The following is a 22,966-nucleotide window of genomic DNA, read 5'->3' on the forward strand; positions in this document are numbered from 1 at the left end:
CGTTCATCGCCTGCGAGTCGTTGTTTTCTCTGGCGATTTTCGGGGGGAGCAAACCTCGCGCCTGTTGCGGCCTCATGCTAGCGATGGCGCCCATGACATCAGGAAAGCGACCCGCCATGACCCCCAACCCCCAGCAGTTTGCGAGCGACAATTATGCCGGCATTTGCCCGGAGGCGTGGGCGGCGATGGCGGAGGCCAATCAGGGGCACGCGACCGCCTATGGCGACGATCCCTGGACCCAACGCGCCTCGGACGCGTTCCGGGAATTGTTCGAGAAGCCGGACGCCGAAGTGTTTTTTGCCTTCAACGGCACCGCGGCCAATTCGCTGGCGCTGGCGTCCCTGTGCCAGTCCTATCACAGCGTGATCTGCTCTTCCTCGGCCCATGTGGAGACCGACGAATGCGGCGCGCCGGAATTCTTTTCCAACGGCTCAAAACTTCTGATCGCGGCGAGCGAGGACGGCAAGCTGACGCCGGAACTGGTGCGAGGCCTCGCCACCGGCCGATCCGACATCCATTTCCCAAAACCGCGCGTGGTCACGATCACGCAGCCGACCGAGACCGGCCAGGTGTATTCGCTGGGTGAAATCCGCGCGCTGGCGGCGACCTGCCAGGAAATCGGCCTGCGGCTGCACATGGACGGCGCGCGCTTTGCCAACGCCTGCGCGTCGCTGAATTGTTCGCCGGCGGAGATGACCTGGAAGGCAGGCGTCGATTTGCTGTGTTTCGGCGGCACCAAGAACGGCATGGCGGTCGGCGAAGCGATATTGTTTTTCGATCCGCGTCTCGCCGAAGATTTTGACTATCGCTGCAAGCAGGCGGGGCAGCTTGCCTCGAAGATGCGCTTCCTCGCGGCCCCCTGGGTCGGCATGCTGCAGGACGGCACGTGGCTGCGCAATGCACAGCATGCCAACGCCGGCGCCGCGCGGCTCGCTGCCGCGGTGGCCGATTTGCCGGATTTCAAGCTGATGTTTCCGGTGGAGGCAAACGCGGTGTTCCTGCGCGCCTCCGCCGACCACCTGGAAGCGCTGCGCCAGCGCGGCTGGCAGTTTTATACCTTCATCGGCGGCGGCGCGCGCTTCATGTTCGCCTGGGACGCCGATCCGGCAAGGGTCGATACGCTGGCGCGGGATATCAGGGAGGTGAGTGAGGCGCATCGGTAGATTTCGTTTGACGCGGTTAGTTCGCCTTGCGATCAACTGAAGGGTGCACGCGGCGAAATGCGAAAACGGTTAAATTATCGATGTGGATACGACTCGGCTGCCTGATCTTTTTGATTTGCGCTGCAGTGCCTGTTTACGCTGAGGCCGATCCTGCCGCTCAATGGACGAAACAAATCCGCGATCGTTTGATGGCGAACCGACGATATCCGCCTGAGGCGCGGAAGCAGGCCGGTTCGGCGGTAGTCGGCTTCGTCCTGAACCGCTCGGGCGAACTGGTTTCGAGTTGGCTCAAGGAAAGTACCGGTTCGCCGATCCTGGATGCCGAAGCTCTGGCGATGATCGACCGGGCGCGACCTTTTCCGGCAGCACCGCCCGAAGCAGACGACCTGACTTTTGTCTTGCCGGTAATTTTTTCTACTCAACGCCCACCGACAACCATCGACCCTGCTAGGGAAGCCGAAATCCGCAAGCAGGACGGCGCCATCCGCGAGGAAAACTCGGCGATCAACGCCAGGCTACGGAGCCTGTGCCGGGGCTGTTGAATTGACGACCCGGCGCGATCGATGCGCTGGCGATATCAGGGAGGTGAGTGGGGCGTATCGATGAGGCGTCGAGAGCGCGAAGAGTTCCTTCTTAACCGGACTGTAATTGACGAAGGAAAAGGCTGATGGTCGGCGTGCGAAAGCTCCTGCGAATGGGAATTTGGTCGCTTCTCGTTTCGGTCCTGTTGGTGAATGCGATCGGCATTACGTCGGCGAATGCGCACCTGCAGTTGGGCGGGCAGGGCCCCATATGCATCAGGGTTTACGAGTTGACCGAGGATCGGAGCTTTAGAACGCGTGACGATTTCGCTGATCGCGTCGGCAGTTCACTTCAAGCCAAGCTTAGAGCATTTCGACCGGTCAGGACTGTTCGAGCAGAACCAAACTGCATTAAGCCTGACCAACCAGGATATGATCGTCAGCTAAGAATGATTCTTACGGTCAAAAAACTAAAGATCAAGATAGATGGGCGCGACTGGAATTTGATCATAGCCGGCGGGGTGTCGGCAGATGGCGTATTTCAAGATCGCGAAACTCAGCCAGCCATCATCGTGCAGCAAGACACTGTTTCTGACGTTAGCATTGTGGATGCAATCGGAGATTTTGTCGATCGCACCATCGTCGCCGCACTGCGACGATAGTTGCTGAACGGTTGTCTCGTCGAGCCCGCGAACGCAGGGATTCATGACCACCGGTGGCAATTGTTTGCTCGCTGAGCGTTGTCTTCCTTTCGCAATAATGCGGGCCGCGGAGTATGGGTCCCTGCGTTCGCAGGGACGACGGAAGAGCGCGTAAAAAAACGGCGCGCCGTTAAGCGCGCCGTTTCGATTCAACACATCAATCCCAGCCTAGCCCGTCGCGGCCCTTGGCGCGCGGTTGCGGGAGTTGCGCTGGAAGAACAGCGCCTGGCTCGCCACCGCCGAGACCATCGCCGGCTGGAACGGTTTTGAGATCAGGAACGCCGGCTCGGGGCGTTCGCCGGTGAGGAAGCGCTCGGGGTAGGCGGTGATGAACACCACGGGGACCTCGAACACCTTCAAGAGCTCGTTGACCGCATCGAGGCCGGAAGAGCCGTCGGCGAGCTGGATGTCGGCGAGGATCAGGCCGGGCTTCTTGTTCTTGGCCAGCGCGACCGCGTCGGCATGGGTGCGGGCGACGCCGATGACGTTGTGGCCGAGATTCTTCACGAGGCTCTCGAGGTCCATCGCGATGAAGGTCTCGTCCTCGATGATGAGAACATCGGTGGCGATTTCCGCCGCCATCTCGCGGCCGGCGGCGTCCGCAAGCTTGCGGGTCTCGGCGATGTCGGTGCCGAGAATGTAACCCACTTCCTCCTCGGAAAAGCCTTCCAGCGACAGCAGGAGGAAGGCCTGGCGCGGCAGAGGTGTGATGTTCGAGAGCCGGCGCTCCGACGGCAGGGCCAGCGTCGCGACATCAGGGTTCTCGTTGACCGAGACTGAATTCCAGATCTGCGTGAACAGCCGGAACAGTCCGGCGCGCGGACCGTGCTTTTCGTCGAGCAGCGAGCCATCCTGCAGCAGGGCCTCCAGCATGGCCCCGACATAAGCGTCACCTGACGCCTGGTTTCCGGTCAGCGCGCGGGCGTAGCGCCGCAGCAGCGGCAAATGTTCAGCAACGAGCTGTGATCGGGACATCCCCACTCCATCCTTGTCTGAGGCCCTGTGCGGGCCACATCTGGGTCGAACCTGAACGCCTGGTCCGGCGTAACCTATCCTGAAACGGGGCGACCCGGTTCCCCTGTCATCCCGAATACGCCTGAGGGGCGAAAAAGTTCCTTCAAACAGTTCCCTAATTTCGGAACTTTTCGGGACCCATCGCATTAGGCTTTGACCAAGAGCGCGGGCGGCCAAGGCCTAATTTCGAGGAAAAGTCTTGAAATACAAGGTACTTAACACTCGGGGAAGCGTGGATGACATCATGAAAGAAGCAAAGAAGCAGGGCGGTCTCAATGCAGAGATCCAGTCCAGAATCGGCCACCAGCTGCGCGCCATGTATGATGACGTGGTGCGGCAAGGGGTGCCAGACCGCTTTGCGGAGCTGATCCGGAAGCTCGACGGTCCGGAGGCGGCTACCGCCGCCCAGGGCGGCGGCGAACCTGACAAAAACAATGGAGGTAGCTAATGCCTCTCACCGATTCACTCCGCGACGACATCCTGGCGTCGGTACCGTCCTTGCGCGCGTTCGCCATTTCGCTCAGCGGTAATGGCGACCGTGCGGACGATCTGGTGCAGGAAACCTTGCTGCGCGCGATCGCCAACATCGACTCCTTCCAGCCCGGTTCGAACCTGCCGGCCTGGCTGTTCACGATCCTGCGCAACCTGTTCCGCTCCGACTATCGCAAGCGGCGGCGCGAGGTCGAGGACGCCGAGGGCAATTACGCCAAGACCCTGAAGACCCAGCCGGCGCAGAACGCGCATCTGGAGTTCGAGGAGTTTCGCGTTGCGCTTGACAAGCTGCCGCAGGACCAGCGCGAAGCGTTGATCCTGGTCGGCGCCTCCGGCTTCTCCTACGAGGACGCCGCCGCCATCTGCGGCTGCGCGGTGGGCACCATCAAGAGCCGCGTCAACCGCGCGCGCTCGAAGCTTTCCGCCCTGCTCTATGTCGACGGCGCCGAGGATTTCGGCCCCGACAACACGGTGCGTGCGGTGATCGGCGGCAACAGCTGACATGCACCGGTTCGCATGACGAAAAGGCGGCCCGACCGGGCCGCCTTTTTTGTTTATCGGCAAGTTCCGGGTTTCTAGTTCAGGCCGCCAAAGGCGTAGATCAGCACGAGAATCGGCAAGGGTATGCCGAGCAGCCACAACAGCAGATAGCGTCCCATGGTGCGTCTCCGTCCATCATCTGATTGATACGGATAGATGCGCGGGGGACACGGGTGGTTCCGCACGTCGTAGGGTGGGCAAAGGCGCGCTTGCGCCGTGCCCACCATCGATCGAATTCGTCGCTTGAATGGTGGGCACGCTTCGCTTTGCCCACCCTACGAAGTCACGACTTCACCGGCCGCACCGGGGCGGAGAGCTGTTCGGTGCGGTCGCGTTCGGTCATGTCGACGACGGTGACCATGGGCGCGATCAGCTCATAGACGTAGCTGACGTCGGTGAAGAAGCGCTTGGCGGTGCCGCCGAGCGCTTCCGGCGCCACGCGGTCGAGCAGGATCAGGCCGAAATCACTGTCCTCGCGCCGGGTCGCCGCTGACGTGTTGAACTCTTCCCAGCGGAAATGGAAAACCGTATCCGGCTCCTCGCCCGATATTTCCCAGTTCGCAACGATATGCGGATGCTTGCCGACCAGCGACAGGCCCTCGTCGGAATGCGACGCCAGTTCGAAGAACAACAGCGACAGCGATTGCGCGGCGCGCGCGCTCACCGCGATATCAGGACCGTTGACCGCGATGCGGTCAGCATGCGGAATCGCGCGCGCCTCGAACAGCCCCTTCAGCTTGACGCCCTGCCACTGGCTCTCGCTCAGCAGCGTGACCACGTTCGACATCGCATGGATGCGCCCGATCAAAAGCTCGCGCGAGACGTCGATGTCGGAGCCGTGGCGCAGCGTTCGCGTCACGATCGACTGGATCACCGCGAGGATGTTCTTGACCCGGTGGTTGAGCTCGTCGATCACGGCCGTCAGCCGCCGCTCGAAGCCGATCCGCACCTGGATCTCGCGGCTGAGCCGCAGATTGTTGTAGGCGACATAGCCGAACAGGCCGCAGACGATGCCGGTCAGCGCCAGCCCGATCGCCGCCACGATCGCCGCCGTCTGCTGCGCCCGCACGGCCACGTTGGTCTTGGCGTAATAGCCGAGCGACCAGTCGCGCCCGCCGAAGGTCACGGTGCGAACCATCGACGGCGCCGGGCCTCCCGGCTTGACCGGCTGCAAGGTGACGACACCCTGGTCGTTGGCGACGAATTCGTCATTGACGTCAGTCGGGTCCTTCAGCACCACCGAAAACAGCGACCGGTCGTCATTGGTCAGCATCAGCGTCGCCAGTTCGTAGGAAAACGTGACGAAGCCTGCGGCCTCGCTGGAGCCTTCCTGATAAACTGGCGCGGCGAGCACGATTCCGACCGGACCATCCTTGCGCAACAGCGGGATCGGGTCCGACGCGACCGGCTTGCCGCCCTCCATCACCTGCGTCAGCACCGGCCCGATGATCGAGTGGCGGTCGTAAGCGCGGCCCGGAAAGCTCAGCGTATCCGCGCTGCGCGGCTCGAGGTCCATCAGCACGTTGATCGGCTTGTCGATCGCCTTCATATCCAGCGGCTGGTCGTCGAAATCGCGAATCGTCGGATCGGTGAACCCCGAGCTCTTCAGCACCGCGCGCGCCGCTTCCAGTTCGTCCGGCTTGAGCCGCGCGATCCAGTTGGCGACCACGAAATCGGTCTTGAAGGCGTAGATCGACGCGCGCAGCGGTTGCAGCATGTTGGCCTTGAGCACCGACGGCGCGCGGAAAAGCCCGGAGGCGACGCGCGCCAGCAGCTCGCGTTCGGTCAGCCGGTCCTGCACCAGGCTGGCGTGGACGTCGATGGCGCGCGCCAGCGCGATGCCGTCGAGAGTCACTTCCTGTTCATGAACGCGATAGGCCGCAAGACCGGAGAGCAGAACTCCGATCAGCGCGATGAAGCCGATAATGAAACCCAGCCGGACCACTCGCTTACTCGGGAATAATGTGTTGGCGAAGAGAAGAAAACATTCGAGGTCTGCCGGGGCGGCAACAAATGTAAACCGGACGACGGCCGATCGCGGTCGAATATGAATGAGCGATCATCAGCACGCAACTAACGGGTTGGCAGCGGGCAACAAGTGGCCGCCGTTAACGCTGATTTCGCGGGGCCAGAAGATGCTAATGAAGCCGGACCCGTTTGGTTCCAGGCATCCCGGCAATATCTTGCGAAGCGACATCCTGTCACCGTCGCGCCCCGGGATGGCGGATTTAAGAAGGCGCCCCGACGCAGGGCCGTGGGCCGCGGCCGTTAACCAAATCCGGCGGCGTTAACCTTCCTCTACCTTGCCTCTAGCCAACCTTAGCCTTCGGCGCCGGGCGCAGGCCGCCTTTGGTCTCGATGAAGCCGATGATGCGCTCGAGCCCCTCGCTCTTCTTCAGATTGGTCATCACGAAGGGGCGCTCGCCCCGCATCCTCTTGGCGTCGGTATCCATCTTTTCCAGGGACGCGCCGACATGCGGCGCCAGATCGATCTTGTTGATGACCAGCAGGTCCGAGCGGGTGATGCCCGGCCCGCCCTTGGACGGGATCTTGTCGCCGGCGGCGACGTCGATGACGTAGATCGTGAGATCGGCGAGTTCGGGCGAGAAGGTGGCGGCGAGATTGTCGCCGCCCGACTCGATCAGCACCAGATCGAGATTGGGGAATTTCGCGCGCATGTCGGCAACGGCGGCGAGATTCATCGAGGCGTCCTCGCGGATCGCGGTGTGCGGGCAGCCGCCGGTCTCGACGCCGGCGATGCGGTCCGCGGTCAGCGAGCCCGAGCGCACCAGGAACTCGGCGTCCCATTTGGTGTAGATGTCGTTGGTGATCGCGGCGATGTCGTAACGCTCGCGCATCGATTTGCAGAGCAGGTCCATCAGCGCGGTCTTGCCGGAGCCGACGGGACCGCCGACGCCGACACGCAGGGGGCCGTGAGAACTTGCCATTTAAATCGTCCCCTCAATTGTCGTCGTTATCATGACCTGAACAACCTGGTGTATTGTGTCTCATGCCGGAGGCTCGCAAGATCGGCGCGAAACGTCGCGCTGCCGAGATCGTCGAGCGAGGCCTGCAGCGCACGCGACGCGGTCGCGACCACCACCGGTTCCAGTGCTGCCAGGATGCGCTGGCTGTCGGTCTGCCCCAGTGGCACCAGCCGCGCGCCTGCGGAAATCCAATTCGAGACCACCGCATGCAGGAACGCATGCATCACCGGCGCCAGCGGAATTTTATGCGCGGCGCTGACGAGGCCGACCGCGACGGGATAGATGGTGACGCCGCCGCAAGCTGAAACCAGATCGTCGAGGCCGTCGCAGGTCCAGGCCGCGCGCGCGATGTCGATGAAGGCGCGGCCCTGCGTCGAGGTTTCGAGCTGGCGCTCGCGCGACGGCACGAAGGCCGCGGCAAGCTCCGCGATCTCGCCCAACGCGGCCGTGTCGTTTGCAGTCGCCGCCCGGTACGCCCTTGCCAGAAACACGCCGTCGCAAAAGCCCGAGCCGTCGGCCAGCATCGCTGTCAGCCACGCTCGCAACGAGGCGGCATCGGTGATGTCGCCAGCCTCCACCGCCCATTCGATGCCGCTGGAATAGGAAAACGCGCCAACCGGAAAGGCCGGCGAGAGCCACGTCATCAGCCGGTACAGCGCCGCGCCCTCGTCTGCCGTCATCCCGTCAGCCGGGACGGGCTCACTTGTGGTCATGAGCATGGGAATGATCGTGGGGGTGATGATCGTGGTCGCAATGCTCGTCATGATGATGGTGGTGGTCGTGATCGTGCGCGTGACCGTGCGAGGCATGGTCATGCGAAGAATGGTCGTGGCCGGTATGCCCGTGCGCGGATTCCGGTGCGTGGGCGTGGCCGGCATAGGCGCCGCCTTCGGGATCGAACGGCGCCTCGATCTCGATGATGCGCGCGCCGAGGCCCTTCACCATCGCCTCGATCACGTGATCCCTGCGGATGCGAAGGCCCTTCGGCATGATCTGGGTCGGCAGATGGCGGTTGCCGAGATGCCAGGCGACGCGAACCAGGTGCAGCGGATCGGCGCCGCGGATTTCGATCAGCGGCTCGGGGGCGGCAACCACCTCGATCAGGCGGCCGTCTTCCAGCACCAGCGCATCGCCGCCGCGAAGCGCGATGGCGTTTTCCAGGTCGAGCAGGAATTCGAGCCCGCGCGTGCCCGTCATCGCCATCCGCCGCCGGTGCCGATCGTCGAAATCGAGCACCACGGTATCGGCGGCGGCTTCCGTCCAGCGATGCTGGCCGAGGACTTTGGTGGCGCGGATCATGCTAAAATACCTGACGCAAGATCGAGCAAGGGGGCCGCATGGTTCGAGACGCGCGGCATTGCCGCGCTCCTCACCATGAGGGTTTTAGACCTCATCCTGAGGAGGCGCCAACGGGTCCGTGCGACGCACGGCCCGATGACAGGCTCCGCGCCGTCTCGAAGGATGAAGCCACCGAATGCGCGACGATGCAGCATGCGCACTAAAACTTCTCCACCTTGCCGTCGCTGATGATCTCGATCACAGTCGGCGCCGTCTTCATCTGCGACGAATACTCCCGCCACACCTTCATGTGCGGCGCCTTGCCGTGCGCATTGAGGTCGTCGCGGGTTTCCCAGCGCTCCACCACCACATAGAGATTGGGATTGTTGACGCTGACATTGCCGTCATAGGAGAGGCAGCCCTTCTCCTTGAGCGTTTCAACGGTGCAGGCCTTGTGCCCCTTGATGAAGTCGTCCTTGTTTTCCGGCTTCATGGGCGTGGTGGCGATGACGTAGATCATGGATTCTCTCCCTCGTTTTTCTTGATTAGCGGGTTTCGACTTTTTCGGGGGTGATGTATTCGATCTTCGGCGGCGCGCTCATGCATTTGACCGCGACGCGGCCGAAGGTTTTCATGTGCTCGGCGGTCCGGTGCGGCCCCAGCGCCTCCATGTTCTCCCACTGCTCCACGAACACCATCTTGGAATGGTCGGTGACGCTTTCATGCAGATCATAGGCGATGTTGCCCGGCTCTTTCCGGGTTTCCATGATGCAGGCGGTGGCCGCCGCGATGAAATCGGCGCGTGTTTCAGGCTTGATGGTGAGCGTGGCAACGACGTAAATCATGAAGAATCCTCCCGGATTTTTGTTCTGGCTAAGACTGCCTGGGAGAAACCCTAGTACATGAAATAGCGCTGCGCCATGGGCAGCACCTCGGCCGGCGCGCAGGTCAGAAGCTCGCCGTCTGCGCGTACCTCATAGGTCTCGGCATCGACCTCGATCTTGGGGGTGGCGCCGTTGTGGATCATGCTCTTCTTGGAGATGCCGTCCCGGGTATTTTTCACCGGATAGAGCTTTTTGGCGATGCCGAGCTTGCGCGCGAGCCCGCCTGTAATTGCTGCCTTGGACGTGAACACCACGGATGAGGCGGTCAGCGCCTTGCCGTAGGCCGCGAACATCGGCTGGTAATGCACGGGCTGCGGCGTCGGAATCGACGCGTTTGGATCGCCCATTGGAGCTGCCACGATCGAGCCGCCCTTGATGATGCAATCCGGCTTGACGCCAAAGAACGCCGGCGACCACAGCACGAGGTCCGCAAGCTTGCCCTTCTCCACCGAGCCGATCAGCTTCGACACGCCGTGGGCGATCGCGGGGTTGATGGTGTATTTGGCGATGTAGCGCTTGACGCGGAAATTGTCGTTGTTGCCCTTGTCCTCGGGCAGCGAGCCGCGCTGCTTCTTCATCTTGTCGGCGGTCTGCCAGGTGCGGATGATGACCTCGCCGAGCCGGCCCATGGCCTGCGAGTCCGACGACATCATCGAGAGTGCGCCGAGATCGTGCAGAATGTCTTCCGCCGCGATGGTTTCTTTCCGGATGCGGCTTTCGGCGAACGCGAGATCTTCCGCGATCGACGGGTCGAGATGGTGGCACACCATCAGCATGTCCAAATGCTCGTCGATGGTGTTGCGCGTGAACGGCCGCGTCGGATTGGTCGAGGACGGCAGCACGTTCTTCAGGCCGGCAATTTTTATGATATCCGGCGCGTGGCCGCCGCCGGCGCCTTCGGTGTGGAAGGCGTGGATGGTGCGGCCCTTGAAGGCCTTCACCGTGTCTTCGACAAAGCCGGATTCGTTCAGCGTGTCGGAATGCAGCATCACCTGGACGTCGTAATCATCGGCCACCGACAGGCAGTTGTCGATCGCGGCCGGCGTGGTGCCCCAATCCTCGTGCAGCTTGAGCGCGCAGGCGCCGCCCTTGATCATCTCTACCAGCGCCGCCGGGCGCGCCGCGTTGCCCTTGCCCGATATGCCGAGATTGACCGGGAACGCGTCGAACGACTGGATCATCCGCCCCATGTGCCACGGGCCGGGCGTACAGGTGGTGGCAAAGGTGCCGTGCGACGGACCCGTGCCGCCGCCCAGCATCGAGGTGACGCCGCTCATCAGCGCGTGTTCGATCTGCTGCGGGCAGATGAAATGAATGTGGCTGTCGAAACCGCCGGCGGTGAGGATCTTGCCTTCGCCCGCGATGATGTCGGTGCCGGGCCCGACCACGATGGTCACGCCCGGCTGGATATCGGGATTGCCGGCCTTGCCGATCGCCGAGATCATGCCTTCCTTGATCGCGACGTCGGCTTTGACGATGCCCCAGTGATCGACGATCAGCGCGTTGGTGATGACGGTATCGACAGCGCCCTGCCGGTTGGTGACCTGCGACTGCCCCATGCCGTCGCGGATCACCTTGCCGCCGCCGAATTTCACTTCCTCGCCGTAGATCGTAAAATCCTTTTCGACCTCGATGATGAGATCGGTATCGGCCAACCGCAGCCGATCGCCGGTGGTGGGCCCGAACATGTCGGCATAGACGGAACGTTTGATTTTTACGGACATGAACTTAGCTCCAGAAAGCAGGTCGTCATCCTGAGGTGCGAGCCCTCTTGGGCGAGCCTCGAAGGATGATTGGGTTTGCGCGCGTAGCCCATCCTTCGAGGCGCGCTCAAGTGAGCGCGCACCTCAGGATGACGGCGGTGGGGGTGGCGAATAGCGATCACAGCTTGCCCTGAACCTCGCCGCGGAAACCGTAGATCACACGCTTGCCCGCCAGCGCGACGAGTTGCACGTCGCGGGTCTGACCGGGCTCGAAGCGGACTGCGGTGCCGGCGGCGATGTCGAGGCGCATGCCGCGGGCTTTCTTTCGGTCGAATTTCAACGCCGGATTGGTCTCGAAGAAATGGTAGTGCGAGCCGACCTGGATCGGCCGGTCGCCGGTATTGGCGACCGTCAGCGTCACGGTCTTGCGGCCGGCATTGAGTTCGATCTCGCCGTCCTGGATGAAGCGTTCACCGGGGATCATCTTTTTCACCTCACAACACTTTGCTGCGTCATGGTCGGGCTTGTCCCGGCCATCCACGTCTTAATTTGCGGTTCGAAAGACGTGGATGCCCGGCACAAGGCCGGGCATGACGGATATGGACAATGCTCTTCACCTGATCGGCTCATGCACGGTGACGAGCTTTGTGCCGTCCGGAAAGGTCGCCTCGACCTGGATGTCGTGGATCATCTCGGGAATCCCATCCATGCACTGCGCCCGCGTGATCACCTGCGCGCCGGCTTGCATCAGGTCAGCCACCGTGCGGCCGTCGCGCGCGCCTTCGACGATGAAATCGGAAATGATCGCGATCGCTTCGGGGTGGTTGAGCTTGACGCCGCGCTCCAGCCTGCGGCGCGCCACCATCGCGGCCATCGAGATCAGGAGCTTGTCTTTTTCGCGGGGGGAGAGATTCATGCGGGCACTCGAGTGATGTATAGTTGAGCCAGAGACGTTAATTGAGCCAGAGTCTTGGCAGCGGCACGCCGGAGGCGCGGCCGAGCACGGTCATCATGTCGGCGCGGAGCCGCGCCGCATCTTGGGCACAGAAGCGCGCCATTGCAAATCCATTCCATGCGGAGATTCCGACCTCACCACCAAAGCTGTCGGCAGCTTCGCGGATCCGCTCCACCACAGCTTCGTCGCCGGGCACGATCAGCGCGGTGCCGATCGCGACGCCGCCTTTGGCGATGGCGGGTTGCGCGAGCTTTGCGCCGATATCGCCGTCGAGCCGGATGGTTTCGGCAAACACCAGCCGACCACCACGGCGCAGCCGCCAGCGGTCGACGAACTCGCCATGCAGCATCTTTTCACCCATCGCGGCGCGGCCGAACACCACGATTTCGCACAGCAGAAGCGAGGCGTCATCGGCCAGGTCGATGTCGATGCGCCGCAAGATCCGCGCGCGGTCGAACAGGATGGTCTCCTGCGGCAGCCAGGAAAGGTGCGCGCCCGCCTCGGCCTTCAGCACAATGTTGAGCGCGGCTGCCGGCCCCGGCGCGCGATAGACCTTTTCGGCGGCCGCCGTCGTCAGCGTCAGCCGCGCGCCCTCACCGGCCACAATGTCGATGTCGAAACGGTCGCCGCCGGCGATGCCACCAGCCGTGTTGACGAACACGCCGGACAGGCCGTCGTCCTCGGGTGAGGGAAACCTGACGCGGAGCGAGTCGGATTCATGCAAGACGCCGCGGCGGGTGACACCATCCTGCAGCCGCACGTCGAACTTCACCGCGCCCCGGGCCCGGTTGTCAGCGAAAGTCGATGAAGCTGCGCCCGTCGTTTCGGTCCGCATCCGTTCCCCAAAACCGGCCGCCGCGGCTCAATCCGTTCTAAAGTTACAGCGCCATCTGGCGGCTGATCTCGGCGGGATCCATCGCACTCCGGTCGCACGCATATTTCACCGCGCCCCGGTCCATGACTGCGAAATTGTCGCCGAGCTCGCAGGCAAAGTCGAGATATTGTTCGACCAGCACGATCGCCATGGTGCCGAGGCTACGCAGATAGGAGATGGCGCGGCCGATATCCTTGATGATCGAGGGCTGGATGCCCTCGGTCGGCTCGTCGAGCAGCAGCAGTTTCGGCCGCATCACCAGCGCCCGGCCGATCGCGAGCTGCTGCTGCTGACCGCCGGAGAGGTCGCCGCCGCGCCGGCCGAGCATCGAATTCAGTACCGGAAACAGCGAGAACACGTCGTCGGGAATGTTGCGGTCGTCACGCTTCAGCGGGCCAAAGCCGGTCTTGAGATTTTCCTCCACCGTCAGCAGCGGAAAAATCTCGCGGCCCTGCGGCACGAAGCCAATGCCTTTTCGCGCTCGCTCATACGGCTTGAGGCCGGTGATATCGTCACCGTTGAGCGTGATCGAACCCGAGGCAATCGGGTATTGGCCGACCATGGCGCGAAGCAGCGAGGTTTTGCCGACGCCGTTGCGGCCGAGCACACAGGTCACCTTGCCTGGCTCGGCCTTGATCGAAACGCCGCGCAGCGCCTGCGCAGCGCCGTAATAGAGGCTGATGTTATCAACGTTCAGCATGGATCACCGCCCCAGATAGACTTCGACCACGCGGTCATTGGTTGAAACCTGGTCGATCGATCCTTCGGCCAGCACGGTGCCTTCGTGGAGGCAGGTCACCTTGACCCCGAGTTCGCGCACGAAGGTCATGTCGTGCTCGACCACCATGATGGTCTTGTCCTTGTTGATTTCCTTGAGCAGCTCGGCGGTCTGATGGGTCTCGACGTCGGTCATGCCGGCAACGGGCTCGTCGACCAGCAGCAGTTTCGGATCCTGCGCCAGCAGCATACCGATCTCGAGCCATTGTTTCTGGCCGTGCGACAGGCTCCCGGCGAGCTTGGTCCGCGAATCCTTCAGCCGGATGGTTTCCAGCACGCGCTCGATGCGCTCGGCGTCGGGCTTGCTGCCGCGCCAGAACAGCGTGCCCTTGACGCTGTGATCGACATTGAGCGCCAGCAGCAGATTGTCCTCGATGGTCTGGCTCTCGAACACCGTCGGCTTCTGGAATTTACGGCCGATGCCGAGTTCGGCGATGCGGGTTTCATCGAGGCGCGTCAGGTCCGTGACACCGTCGAACAGCACCACCCCCTCGTCCGGCTTGGTCTTGCCGGTGATGATGTCCATCATCGTGGTCTTGCCGGCGCCGTTCGGGCCGATGATGGCGCGCATCTCGCCCGGCTCCAGCGTCAGCGACAGATTGTTGATGGCGTGGAAGCCGTCGAACGAGACGTGCACGCCGTCGAGATAGAGCAGCGCGGACGTCGTCCTGGTGTTCATCGCGTTCATGCGCTCACTCCGCCGGCTTCGGTTCGCTGATGCCGTCTTCGCGGGCGGCACTTTCGGCGTTGAGGCGCTTGGCGCTCCATGGCTCATACCAGGCATTGAAGGTGCCGATGATGCCCTTCGGCAGCAGCAGCGTCACCAGGATGAACAGCGCGCCCAGCATGAACAGCCAATACGGCGCCAGCGGGCCCGAGGTGAACACGGTTTTCGCGTAATTGACCACGATGGCGCCGAGCGCAGCCCCGATCAGCGTGCCGCGGCCGCCGACCGCCACCCAGATCACCGCCTCGATCGAATTGCCCGGCGCGAACTCGCCGGGATTGATGATGCCGACCTGCGGCACGTAGAGCGCACCGGCGACGCCGGCCATGCAAGCCGACAGCGTGAACACGAACAGCTTGTAGGATTCGACGCGGTAGCCGAGGAAGCGCGTGCGAGACTCGGCGTCGCGGATCGCGATCAGCACCTTGCCGAGTTTCGACGTCACCACCGCGCGACAGATCAGGAACGCGACGATCAGCGCCAGGCAGCTCAGGATGAACAAAGCGGCGCGGGTGCCGTCGGCCTGAACGTTGAAGCCCAGAATGTCCTTGAAGTCGGTCAGGCCGTTATTGCCGCCGAAGCCGAAATCGTTGCGGAAGAACGCCAGCAGCAGCGCGTAGGTCATCGCCTGCGTGATGATCGAAAGATAAACGCCGGTGACGCGTGAGCGGAACGCCAGCCAGCCGAAGCAGAAGGCGAGCAGGCCCGGCACCACCAAGACCATCAGCGCCGCGAACCAGAACATATCAAAACCGTACCAGTACCAGGGCAGCTCCGGATAGTTCAGGAACACCATGAAGTCGGGCAGGACCGGATTGCCGTAGACGCCGCGGCTGCCGATCTGTCGCATCAGGTACATGCCCATCGCGTAACCGCCGAGCGCGAAGAACGCGCCATGGCCGAGCGAGAGAATGCCGCAATAGCCCCAGATCAGGTCGATCGAGAGCGCCAGGATGGCGTAGCAGACATATTTGCCGAACAGCGCGACCAGATAGGTCGGCACCTGGAACATCGAACCTGACGGCAGCAGCAGGTTGGACAGCGGGATCAGCACGCCGAGACCGGCGACGATCAGCAGGAAGACGGTCGCGCTGCGATCCAGCGAGCGGGTGAGGACATGCGGCGTCATGCTTCGATCGCCCGTCCCTTGAGCGCGAACAGGCCGCGCGGCCGCTTCTGGATGAACAGGATGATCAGCACCAGGATCGCGATCTTGCCAAGCACGGCGCCCGCCACCGGCTCCAAAAACTTGTTGGCGATGCCGAGCGTGAAGGCGCCGACCAGCGTGCCCCAGAGATTACCGACGCCACCGAACACCACCACCATGAAGCTGTCGATGATGTAGCTCTGGCCGAGGTTGGGGCTGACATTGTCGATCTGCGACAGCGCCACGCCGGCGATCCCGGCGATGCCGGAGCCGAGGCCGAAGGTAAGCGCGTCGACGCGCGAGGTAGCGATGCCCATCGAGGCCGCCATCCGGCGGTTCTGCGTCACCGCGCGCATCTCGAGCCCGAGCGCCGTGTAGCGCAGCATCGCGAGCAGGATCGCGAACACCGCCAGCGTGAAGCAGAGGATCCAGAGCCGGTTATAGGTGATGGTGATCTGGCCGAGTTCGAACGCGCCGCTCATCCAGGAGGGATTGCCGACCTCGCGGTTGGTGGGGCCGAACGCGGTGCGCACCGCCTGCTGCAGCACCAGCGAGAGGCCCCAGGTCGCGAGCAGGGTTTCCAGCGGGCGGCCGTAGAGGAAGCGGATGATGCTGCGCTCGATCACCACGCCGAGCGCGCCGGCAACAAGGAAGGCCAGCGGGACCGCCATCAGCAGCGAATAGTCGAACAATCCGGGATAGCTGGTGCGGATGACCTCCTGCACCACGAAGGTGGTGTAGGCGCCGATCATCACCATTTCGCCGTGGGCCATGTTGATGACGCCCATCACGCCGAAGGTGATCGCAAGCCCGATCGCCGCGAGCAGCAGCACCGAGCCCAGCGACAGGCCGTACCAGGCGTTCTGCACCATCGACCACAGCGCAAGATTGCTCTGGATCGCGGCGATGGCGCTGCTAGCAGCCTGCGCCACCAGCGGCGGCGCGTCGCTGCCAAGGCCCGTCAACAGCGCGAGGGCTTCCTGATCGCCGCGCGCCTTGATGATGGCGATGGACTCCAGCTTCTCGGCGTCTGACGCATCCGACTTGTAGAGCAGGATGGCGGCGCGGGCCTCGGCGAAAGCCGATTTCGCAGCCTTGTTGGTCTCTTTCGCCAGCGCGCCGTCGATCACCGGAAGCGCAGCCTCGTCATGGCTCTTGAACACCTGTTGCGCCGCCGCGATCCGCTTGGCGGGATCGGGGGACAGCAGGGTCAGGCTGCCAAGGGCAGCCTCCACCGCGCGGCGCAGGCGGTTGTTGAGGCGAACGGCGGACGCGCCGGCAGGCAGGCTGGCCACCGCAGCCCCGGTCGCGGCATCGACGATCTTGCCGTCGGCCCCCGTGACGAAAACTCTCTTGGATTCCGGATCGGCCGACAGCCGGCCATCCTGGAGCGCGCTGATGATCGGAAAGGCCAGCGCGTTGCCTGACGATGCGATCAGGCCAATCGCCTCGTCGGTGTCGGAGAATTCGTCATTGGCGAATTTGGCGACCGCGTCCTCGAACGGACCCGCCAGCGCCGGCACAGCGAACGCTGCGATCAGGAAAAATGACAGAACAATAGCGCGAAGACGGTCAAGGAAATTGGCAGGCACGTTACGACCCCGGCAGGAGTAAGTGGAAGGCGGCGACATCGCCGCCTTCCGGGTCTTCTTTTTCTCTTGGAAGTTTCTTGTTGCAGTCAGACCATGATCCTGTCGGATCAAATCGGGACATAATCCTTCGGATTAGTCCGGGATTATGAGCCCTGACCACCGCACTTGTTGGTCTTGGTGTTGTAGTTGCCGCACTTCTTGCCAACCCAGTCGCCGATCAGGTCCTTGGAGCCGTCGAGCTCCTTCGACCATGCATCGCCGGCCACCAGGCCCGGGGTCTTCCACACCACGTCGAACTGGCCGTTGGCTTTGATTTCGCCAATGAACACCGGCTTGGTGATGTGATGGTTCGGAAGCATCTTCGAGGTGCCGCCGGTCAGGTTCTTGGCTTCGATGCCGGGCAGCGCGTCGATCACCTTGTCGGCGTCGGTCGACTTCACCTTCTCGACCGCCTTGACCCACATTTCGAAACCGATGACGTGCGCTTCCATCGGATCGTTGGTCACGCGCTTCGGATTCTTGGTGTAGGCCTGCCAGGCCTTGATGAACTTCTCGTTGGCCGGATCCTTGATCGACTGGAAATAGTTCCAGGCGGCCAGATGGCCGAGCAGCGGCTTGGTGTCGATGCCGGCGAGTTCTTCTTCACCGACCGAGAACGCGACAACCGGAATGTCGGTCGCCTTGATACCCTGGTTGCCGAGTTCCTTGTAGAAGGGAACGTTGGCGTCGCCGTTGATGGTGGAGACAACAGCGGTCTTCTTGCCGGCCGAGCCGAACTTCTTGATGTCGGCGACGATCGTCTGCCAGTCACTGTGACCGAACGGCGTGTAGTTGATCATGATGTCTTCCTGCTTGACGCCCTTCGACTTCAAGTAGGCTTCGAGGATCTTGTTGGTGGTGCGCGGATAGACGTAGTCGGTGCCGGCCAGCACCCAGCGCTTCACCTTCTCGTCCTTCATCAGGTAGTCGACCGCGGGGATCGCCTGCTGGTTCGGCGCCGCACCGGTGTAGAACACGTTGCGCTCGCTCTCCTCACCCTCGTACTGCACGGGGTAGAACAGGATCGAGTTCAGCTCCTTGAACACCGGGAGCACGGATTTACGCGACACCGAGGTCCAGCAGCCGAACACGACGGAGACCTTGTTCTTGGTGATCAGCTCGCGGGCCTTCTCCGCAAACAGCGGCCAGTTCGACGCCGGGTCGACCACGACGGCCTCGAGCTTCTTGCCGAGTATGCCGCCCTTCTTGTTCTGCTCGTCGATCAGGAAGAGGACGGTATCCTTCAGCGTGGTTTCGCTGATGGCCATGGTGCCGGAAAGTGAATGCAGGACGCCGACCTTAATGGTGTCGTCGGCCGCTTTGGCATTGGTGAACGCAGCGAGGCCCAAAACCAGACCAGCGGTCGCCGCCAGCCAACGGCGGCGGCTCAGCGTCGCTATATCGTGGGTAAGTTGTGTAAGCATGAAATGTCATCTCCCTGACGCAGGCGTGAAACGCTGCGAAACGGCCCCAACGGCCGCCTGCGTTAACGGAATCGCAAGAACCATGCCACGGTCTGAGCACAGGGTAAGCCTATAGAACTGCAGCGGAATCTTCCGCTTGTGGGGAAATCGCCGAGAAACCTGCCTATTTTTTGGACCTGAGAAATGTATTCTTTTGCGGCAAACAGTCTATATTTTAGGCAAAATAGGCCATTTGTCTAATTTTACGGCACGAAAATTTGGCGATGCAGTGGCCAACGAGAGGCGCGCATGGCCAGTGGAACGAGCGAATTTCCGGCTGTTTCTTAACCGCGCCAAGCATATCCGGCGATTTACCTTGAAAGCGCCGCGTTCATGTTCCATATGAGCCCCGTGACCTAGAGAATCATCAGGTCCTTGCGAGCCGCGTGTTCTGATCCCGTTCAACGGTTTCTGGCTTGCCCCTTCAGCCTAGCAAAACCGACGCCCCAAACACGCGGGTGTCTCAGACACCCCCTCGCGCGCTCCTGGCTGTATCGGCCGGGCGCCTGCCTTTTTAATGGAAAGAACCCCTCTTTTGACCTCCTTTCAGGATTTCGGCCTTGCCGATCCCATTTCGCGTGCCCTCAAGGAAGAAAATTACCTCACCCCGACGCCCATCCAAGCCCAGACCGTCCCCCTCGCCATGACCGGCCGCGACGTCGTCGGCATCGCCCAGACCGGCACCGGCAAGACCGCAGCCTTCGCGCTGCCGATCCTGCACCGCATTCTGGAGAACCGCGTCCGGGTGCAGCCCAAGAGCTGCCGCGTGCTGGTGCTCTCGCCGACCCGCGAATTGTCGGGTCAGATCCTCGACAGCTTCAACGCCTATGGCCGCCACATCCGCCTCTCCTCGGCACTGGCGATCGGCGGCGTGCCGATGGGCCGTCAGGTCCGCTCCGTGATGCAGGGCGTCGAAGTCATGGTGGCCACCCCCGGCCGCCTGCTCGATCTCGTGCAGAGCAACGGCCTGAAGCTCAACCAGGTCGAGTTCCTGGTGCTCGACGAAGCCGACCGCATGCTCGACATGGGCTTCATCAACGACATCCGCAAAATCGTCGGCAAACTGCCGATCAAGCGGCAGACGCTGTTCTTCTCGGCCACCATGCCCAAGGACATCGCCGAGCTCGCCGAAGCGATGCTGCGCGACCCCGCCCGCGTGGCGGTGACGCCGGTGGCCTCCACCGTGGATCGCATCACCCAGCGCATCATCCAGGTCGATTTCGCGGCCAAGCAGGGCGTGCTGGCCCAGCTCCTGAAGCAGGAACCGGTCGACCGCGCGCTGATCTTCACCCGTACCAAGCATGGCGCGGACAAGGTGGTGAAGGCGCTTGCCAAGTCCGGCATCAACGCCAACGCCATCCACGGCAACAAGTCGCAGAACCACCGCGAGCGCGTGCTGGCGGCGTTCCGCACCGGCGAGATCCGCACCCTGGTCGCCACCGACATTGCCGCCCGCGGCATCGACGTCGACGGCATCAGCCATGTGGTGAATTTCGATCTGCCGAACGTGCCGGAAACCTATGTCCACCGGATCGGCCGCACCGCGCGTGCCGGCGCCGAAGGCGTTGCGATCTCGCTGATCGCAGGCGCCGAGGAAATGGGTTATCTGCGCGACATCGAGCGGCTGATCCGGGTGGCGTTGCCCCGCGAAGATCGTCGCACACCGGGCACGCGCGATACCGCGCCTGCGCCGTCCCAGAAGCCGTCCCAGAACCGGGGCGGACGCTCCGCTCCGCGCGGCCATTCCGCCCACGGCCATGGCCATGGCGGCCGTTCCCACGAGCAATCGCCGGGCTCAAAAGGCCCTCGCCGTCCCCGCCGCGGTGGTGGTAATAATGCCGCGTCGCAGCCGACCCGGCATGAGTCGCCGCGTCCGGCGCAGGGTGGCAACAGCGAAAGCATTCAAGGCGTCGCCTTCTTGCATCGCGAGAGCCGCCCGAATACCCAACCCAACCGTACCCATCGGCCGCAGCGCTAGCCTCGATCGATCTGGAGACAAATATGGCTAAAGAAGAGCTGATCCAGTTCGAAGGACTGGTGACCGAAATCCTCCCCGACGCGCGCTACCGCGTGCAGCTCGACGCAGGACACGAAATTGTTGCCTACACCGCCGGTAAAATGAAGAAGAACCGGATCAAGACGCTGGCAGGCGATCGGGTCACGATCGAAATGTCGCCCTATGATCTGGAGAAGGGCCGGCTGATTTTCCGGCACAAGGATGAGCGTCCCTCGAGCGGTCCGCCGCGTGGTGCACCGCCGCGTGGCGGCCAGTTCCGCCGCCGGTAACGGGCTTCCAGCGACCGATTGCCATCGTGCCCGACAGATGATGTCGGTGCGCGATGGTCCGGGCTTGCCCTGATCAAAAAATCGTGCACGTCAGGATTGTTTTGGACCCCTTGATCGAATAATATTGGGGATCGATTTTCGGCCGGACGACATTAGCTATCCACCGGTACAGCCGGTTTAGACGCTGACGACCCTTCCAAAAATTCGATCTCACCAGCCCATCGAGAGGTGGGCTACGACTAGTATATCTGAGAAGGGACTACCCCCGTGAGCATGGGAACCGTGAAGTGGTTTAACGCAACCAAGGGCTATGGCTTCATCCAGCCGGATGACGGCGGCAATGACGTGTTCGTGCACATCAGCGCTGTCGAACGTGCCGGTCTTGGTACGCTGCGTGAAGGCCAGAAGATCAGCTACGAAATCGTGGCCGATCGTCGCTCTGGCAAATCTTCGGCCGACAATCTGCGCGCCGCTGGATGAGTGATTTTTCAGGACGCCCGGCGCGCCCTTGAAAATTGCTTCGAAATAACGAAAGGCCGCGCCCATGGCGCGGCCTTTTTTTTTTGCGTGCGTGCCGGAAGCGCTATCCTTGCTCAGCGCGGCCTATGAAGTAGGACAGCTGCCAGTGGAGCTGCCACTGGGCGGCGGATAGAAAACGCACTGCGACTGACGCGGACGGGTATAGGTGAGGTCGCTCAAATTTTTCCCGGCCTTCGGCATCAGATAGCCGATGATCGGTTTATGCTGGTACGTGACCTCGCTATAGATCAGATACGAGCCGGCGACCTTGAGTGCGGCAGGTACAGTCACGGCACCCGCCGGCGGCGATGACCCCGACGTAGCGGTCCATATCTGACGCACGACAAGATCCTTGTCGATGTAGAGCTCCACGATCCTGGCATTCACCTCCGAGGACGGATACGGCGTCATGATGCCGGTGCTGGCATTGAATATGTTACTCAATTGACCAGCCGTCACCGAGACGTTCTGCGACGTCAGATCGGACAGCGTTCGCGCCACCAACGTCACCTTGCGGTCGACCGCGACGGCCGTCGAGTACTCGACCGTACCGAAAAACAACACCAGCATCACCGGCACGACCATGGCGAATTCGACCGCCGCGATACCCCTGGTGTCACCGGGCAGAGCGCGCGCCGAACGCCGCATGCGAAGCCAAACTCTGGTCATCAGACTCATCGCCCTGCCCTTAATTGAAAGGTTCGTTCTGGAACGCAGCAGTTGCGGTCAACAGCCGCGTGCCGTCGGAGAGATTCGAAATGTCATAGCCGAACTTGGTGACCAGGATCGGCCATCGATAGAACAGCCGCACCACGACGATGTCGCCGGCGCCGCCGGGTTTGTAATTGTTCGGATTGGTGAATGCCTTCTTGGTGATCTGGTTGCCGACGTCGACGCTGCCGAACTGCGTATAGCTCTGTACGTCGACTTCAATTTTGTTGCAGTCGAACAGCGCGGCGACCTTGCCGCAGACGACCGCCTTGAACTGCTCCTGATTGAGCTGCTGGTTCTGCGCCTGTCCGGTCATGATCATGCGCGCCGAATCCTGCGTCACCGTCTCGAGCACCTGGCTGGCAAAGAACATCAACGCCGTCTCGATGATCGCGAACAGCAGCGCAAAGAATATCGGCGCGACAAACGCGAACTCGACGACGACCGAGCCGCCGCGATTGCGGCGAAAACGGCGCAACAACTGGCTGAAGGAGCGGATATGCGACGGCATCGAAGCGACCTCAGGCGCGAGCGGAACTGCCGTCATAAGTAGCCGAAACAGATTGTCGAAGTGTTTCGCCGGATAGAAGCAG

Annotated in this window: 26 protein-coding genes; 8 read left to right on the plus strand and 18 right to left on the minus strand. The window is 62.4% G+C overall.

Annotation, left to right across the window (positions count from 1 at the left end):
- Nucleotides 1–116: 116 nt before the first annotated feature.
- The 3 genes from JQ641_RS31270 (at nt 117) to JQ641_RS31280 (ending at nt 2,346) form a co-directional block, all read left to right on the plus strand.
- A complete protein-coding gene (locus JQ641_RS31270) occupies nt 117–1,163 on the plus strand; it encodes a threonine aldolase family protein (protein WP_211999746.1) in 1,047 nt (348 codons plus the stop codon).
- Between the two features lie 80 nt (nt 1,164–1,243).
- Nucleotides 1,244–1,705: an energy transducer TonB family protein gene (locus JQ641_RS31275; protein ID WP_211999747.1), complete on the plus strand. Its 462-nt coding sequence runs from the start codon at nt 1,244–1,246 to the stop codon at nt 1,703–1,705.
- A gap of 125 nt (nt 1,706–1,830) precedes the next feature.
- Nucleotides 1,831–2,346: a hypothetical protein gene (locus JQ641_RS31280; RefSeq protein ID WP_211999748.1), complete on the plus strand. Its 516-nt coding sequence runs from the start codon at nt 1,831–1,833 to the stop codon at nt 2,344–2,346.
- A gap of 207 nt (nt 2,347–2,553) precedes the next feature.
- Here JQ641_RS31280 and JQ641_RS31285 read toward each other — a convergent pair whose 3' ends face one another.
- On the minus strand, nt 2,554–3,360 hold the full coding sequence (locus JQ641_RS31285; RefSeq protein WP_211999749.1) for a response regulator: 807 nt from the start codon (nt 3,358–3,360) through the stop codon (nt 2,554–2,556).
- Nucleotides 3,361–3,643: 283 nt separating this feature from the next.
- On the opposite strand from JQ641_RS31285, the gene JQ641_RS31290 reads away from it, so the two are divergent.
- Together JQ641_RS31290 and JQ641_RS31295 are read left to right on the plus strand one after the other, a co-directional pair.
- Entirely contained in the window at nt 3,644–3,847 is a 204-nt protein-coding gene (locus JQ641_RS31290) for a NepR family anti-sigma factor (RefSeq protein WP_211999868.1), read from the plus strand.
- Nucleotides 3,847–4,392: a sigma-70 family RNA polymerase sigma factor gene (locus JQ641_RS31295; RefSeq protein ID WP_211999750.1), complete on the plus strand. Its 546-nt coding sequence runs from the start codon at nt 3,847–3,849 to the stop codon at nt 4,390–4,392. The genes JQ641_RS31290 and JQ641_RS31295 overlap by 1 nt, the downstream gene beginning before the upstream one ends.
- A 322-nt stretch (nt 4,393–4,714) precedes the next feature.
- On the opposite strand, the gene JQ641_RS31300 is transcribed toward JQ641_RS31295, so the two are convergent.
- The 15 genes from JQ641_RS31300 to urtA form a co-directional block, all read right to left on the minus strand.
- The gene (locus tag JQ641_RS31300; protein WP_211999751.1) at nt 4,715–6,376 is read right to left on the minus strand and encodes a CHASE domain-containing protein; all 1,662 of its coding nucleotides are present in this window, start codon (nt 6,374–6,376) and stop codon (nt 4,715–4,717) included.
- Between the two features lie 364 nt (nt 6,377–6,740).
- A complete protein-coding gene (gene ureG, locus JQ641_RS31305) occupies nt 6,741–7,379 on the minus strand; it encodes an urease accessory protein UreG (RefSeq protein WP_211999752.1) in 639 nt (212 codons plus the stop codon).
- A gap of 29 nt (nt 7,380–7,408) precedes the next feature.
- Nucleotides 7,409–8,137 (minus strand): urease accessory protein UreF, encoded by a 729-nt coding sequence (locus JQ641_RS31310; protein WP_211999754.1) that lies wholly within the window; start codon nt 8,135–8,137, stop codon nt 7,409–7,411.
- Nucleotides 8,118–8,717, minus strand: coding sequence for an urease accessory protein UreE (locus tag JQ641_RS31315; protein WP_211999756.1), 600 nt, complete (start codon nt 8,715–8,717; stop codon nt 8,118–8,120). Before JQ641_RS31315 ends, JQ641_RS31310 begins: the two co-directional genes overlap by 20 nt.
- Nucleotides 8,718–8,916: 199 nt before the next feature.
- Nucleotides 8,917–9,216 carry a putative quinol monooxygenase gene (locus tag JQ641_RS31320; protein WP_211999759.1) on the minus strand — a complete coding sequence of 100 codons (300 nt, stop codon included), beginning with the start codon at nt 9,214–9,216 and terminating at the stop codon, nt 8,917–8,919.
- Between the two features lie 25 nt (nt 9,217–9,241).
- The gene (locus JQ641_RS31325) at nt 9,242–9,541 is read right to left on the minus strand and encodes a putative quinol monooxygenase (protein ID WP_192737171.1); all 300 of its coding nucleotides are present in this window, start codon (nt 9,539–9,541) and stop codon (nt 9,242–9,244) included.
- Nucleotides 9,542–9,591: 50 nt separating this feature from the next.
- A complete protein-coding gene (gene ureC / locus JQ641_RS31330; protein WP_211999761.1) occupies nt 9,592–11,304 on the minus strand; it encodes an urease subunit alpha in 1,713 nt (570 codons plus the stop codon).
- A 157-nt stretch (nt 11,305–11,461) separates the two neighbouring features.
- The gene (locus JQ641_RS31335; protein WP_192737168.1) at nt 11,462–11,767 is read right to left on the minus strand and encodes an urease subunit beta; all 306 of its coding nucleotides are present in this window, start codon (nt 11,765–11,767) and stop codon (nt 11,462–11,464) included.
- Between the two features lie 129 nt (nt 11,768–11,896).
- Nucleotides 11,897–12,199: an urease subunit gamma gene (locus tag JQ641_RS31340; RefSeq protein WP_192737167.1), complete on the minus strand. Its 303-nt coding sequence runs from the start codon at nt 12,197–12,199 to the stop codon at nt 11,897–11,899.
- Nucleotides 12,200–12,236: 37 nt separating this feature from the next.
- A complete protein-coding gene (locus JQ641_RS31345) occupies nt 12,237–13,073 on the minus strand; it encodes an urease accessory protein UreD (protein WP_211999763.1) in 837 nt (278 codons plus the stop codon).
- A 43-nt stretch (nt 13,074–13,116) separates the two neighbouring features.
- The gene (gene urtE, locus JQ641_RS31350) at nt 13,117–13,812 is read right to left on the minus strand and encodes an urea ABC transporter ATP-binding subunit UrtE (protein ID WP_192737165.1); all 696 of its coding nucleotides are present in this window, start codon (nt 13,810–13,812) and stop codon (nt 13,117–13,119) included.
- A gap of 3 nt (nt 13,813–13,815) precedes the next feature.
- Nucleotides 13,816–14,577: an urea ABC transporter ATP-binding protein UrtD gene (urtD, locus tag JQ641_RS31355; protein WP_211999765.1), complete on the minus strand. Its 762-nt coding sequence runs from the start codon at nt 14,575–14,577 to the stop codon at nt 13,816–13,818.
- 4 nt (nt 14,578–14,581) lie between these two features.
- Nucleotides 14,582–15,745, minus strand: coding sequence for an urea ABC transporter permease subunit UrtC (gene urtC, locus JQ641_RS31360; RefSeq protein ID WP_211999767.1), 1,164 nt, complete (start codon nt 15,743–15,745; stop codon nt 14,582–14,584).
- Entirely contained in the window at nt 15,742–17,355 is a 1,614-nt protein-coding gene (urtB, locus tag JQ641_RS31365) for an urea ABC transporter permease subunit UrtB (protein WP_211999770.1), read from the minus strand. The genes urtC and urtB overlap by 4 nt, the downstream gene beginning before the upstream one ends.
- Nucleotides 17,356–17,498: 143 nt before the next feature.
- Nucleotides 17,499–18,818 (minus strand): urea ABC transporter substrate-binding protein, encoded by a 1,320-nt coding sequence (gene urtA / locus JQ641_RS31370; RefSeq protein WP_192737161.1) that lies wholly within the window; start codon nt 18,816–18,818, stop codon nt 17,499–17,501.
- Nucleotides 18,819–19,374: 556 nt separating this feature from the next.
- Here urtA and JQ641_RS31375 point away from each other — a divergent pair.
- From JQ641_RS31375 to JQ641_RS31385, 3 genes are all read left to right on the plus strand, one after another.
- Nucleotides 19,375–20,835, plus strand: a complete 1,461-nt coding sequence (locus tag JQ641_RS31375; protein WP_211999772.1) for a DEAD/DEAH box helicase — start codon at nt 19,375–19,377, stop codon at nt 20,833–20,835.
- A gap of 23 nt (nt 20,836–20,858) precedes the next feature.
- Nucleotides 20,859–21,143, plus strand: coding sequence for a translation initiation factor IF-1 (gene infA, locus JQ641_RS31380; RefSeq protein WP_211999774.1), 285 nt, complete (start codon nt 20,859–20,861; stop codon nt 21,141–21,143).
- A gap of 267 nt (nt 21,144–21,410) precedes the next feature.
- Nucleotides 21,411–21,623 (plus strand): cold-shock protein, encoded by a 213-nt coding sequence (locus JQ641_RS31385; protein ID WP_002714433.1) that lies wholly within the window; start codon nt 21,411–21,413, stop codon nt 21,621–21,623.
- A gap of 123 nt (nt 21,624–21,746) precedes the next feature.
- Here JQ641_RS31385 and JQ641_RS31390 read toward each other — a convergent pair whose 3' ends face one another.
- Both JQ641_RS31390 and JQ641_RS31395 read right to left on the minus strand, forming a co-directional pair.
- Complete coding sequence (locus JQ641_RS31390; RefSeq protein WP_211999775.1) at nt 21,747–22,331, minus strand: TadE/TadG family type IV pilus assembly protein; 585 nt, start codon at nt 22,329–22,331, stop codon at nt 21,747–21,749.
- Nucleotides 22,332–22,350: 19 nt separating this feature from the next.
- A complete protein-coding gene (locus tag JQ641_RS31395) occupies nt 22,351–22,884 on the minus strand; it encodes a TadE/TadG family type IV pilus assembly protein (RefSeq protein WP_211999776.1) in 534 nt (177 codons plus the stop codon).
- Between the last annotated feature and the right edge of the window lie 82 nt (nt 22,885–22,966).

This window comes from Bradyrhizobium sp. JYMT SZCCT0180, assembly GCF_018130165.1.
Classification (GTDB): domain Bacteria; phylum Pseudomonadota; class Alphaproteobacteria; order Rhizobiales; family Xanthobacteraceae; genus Bradyrhizobium.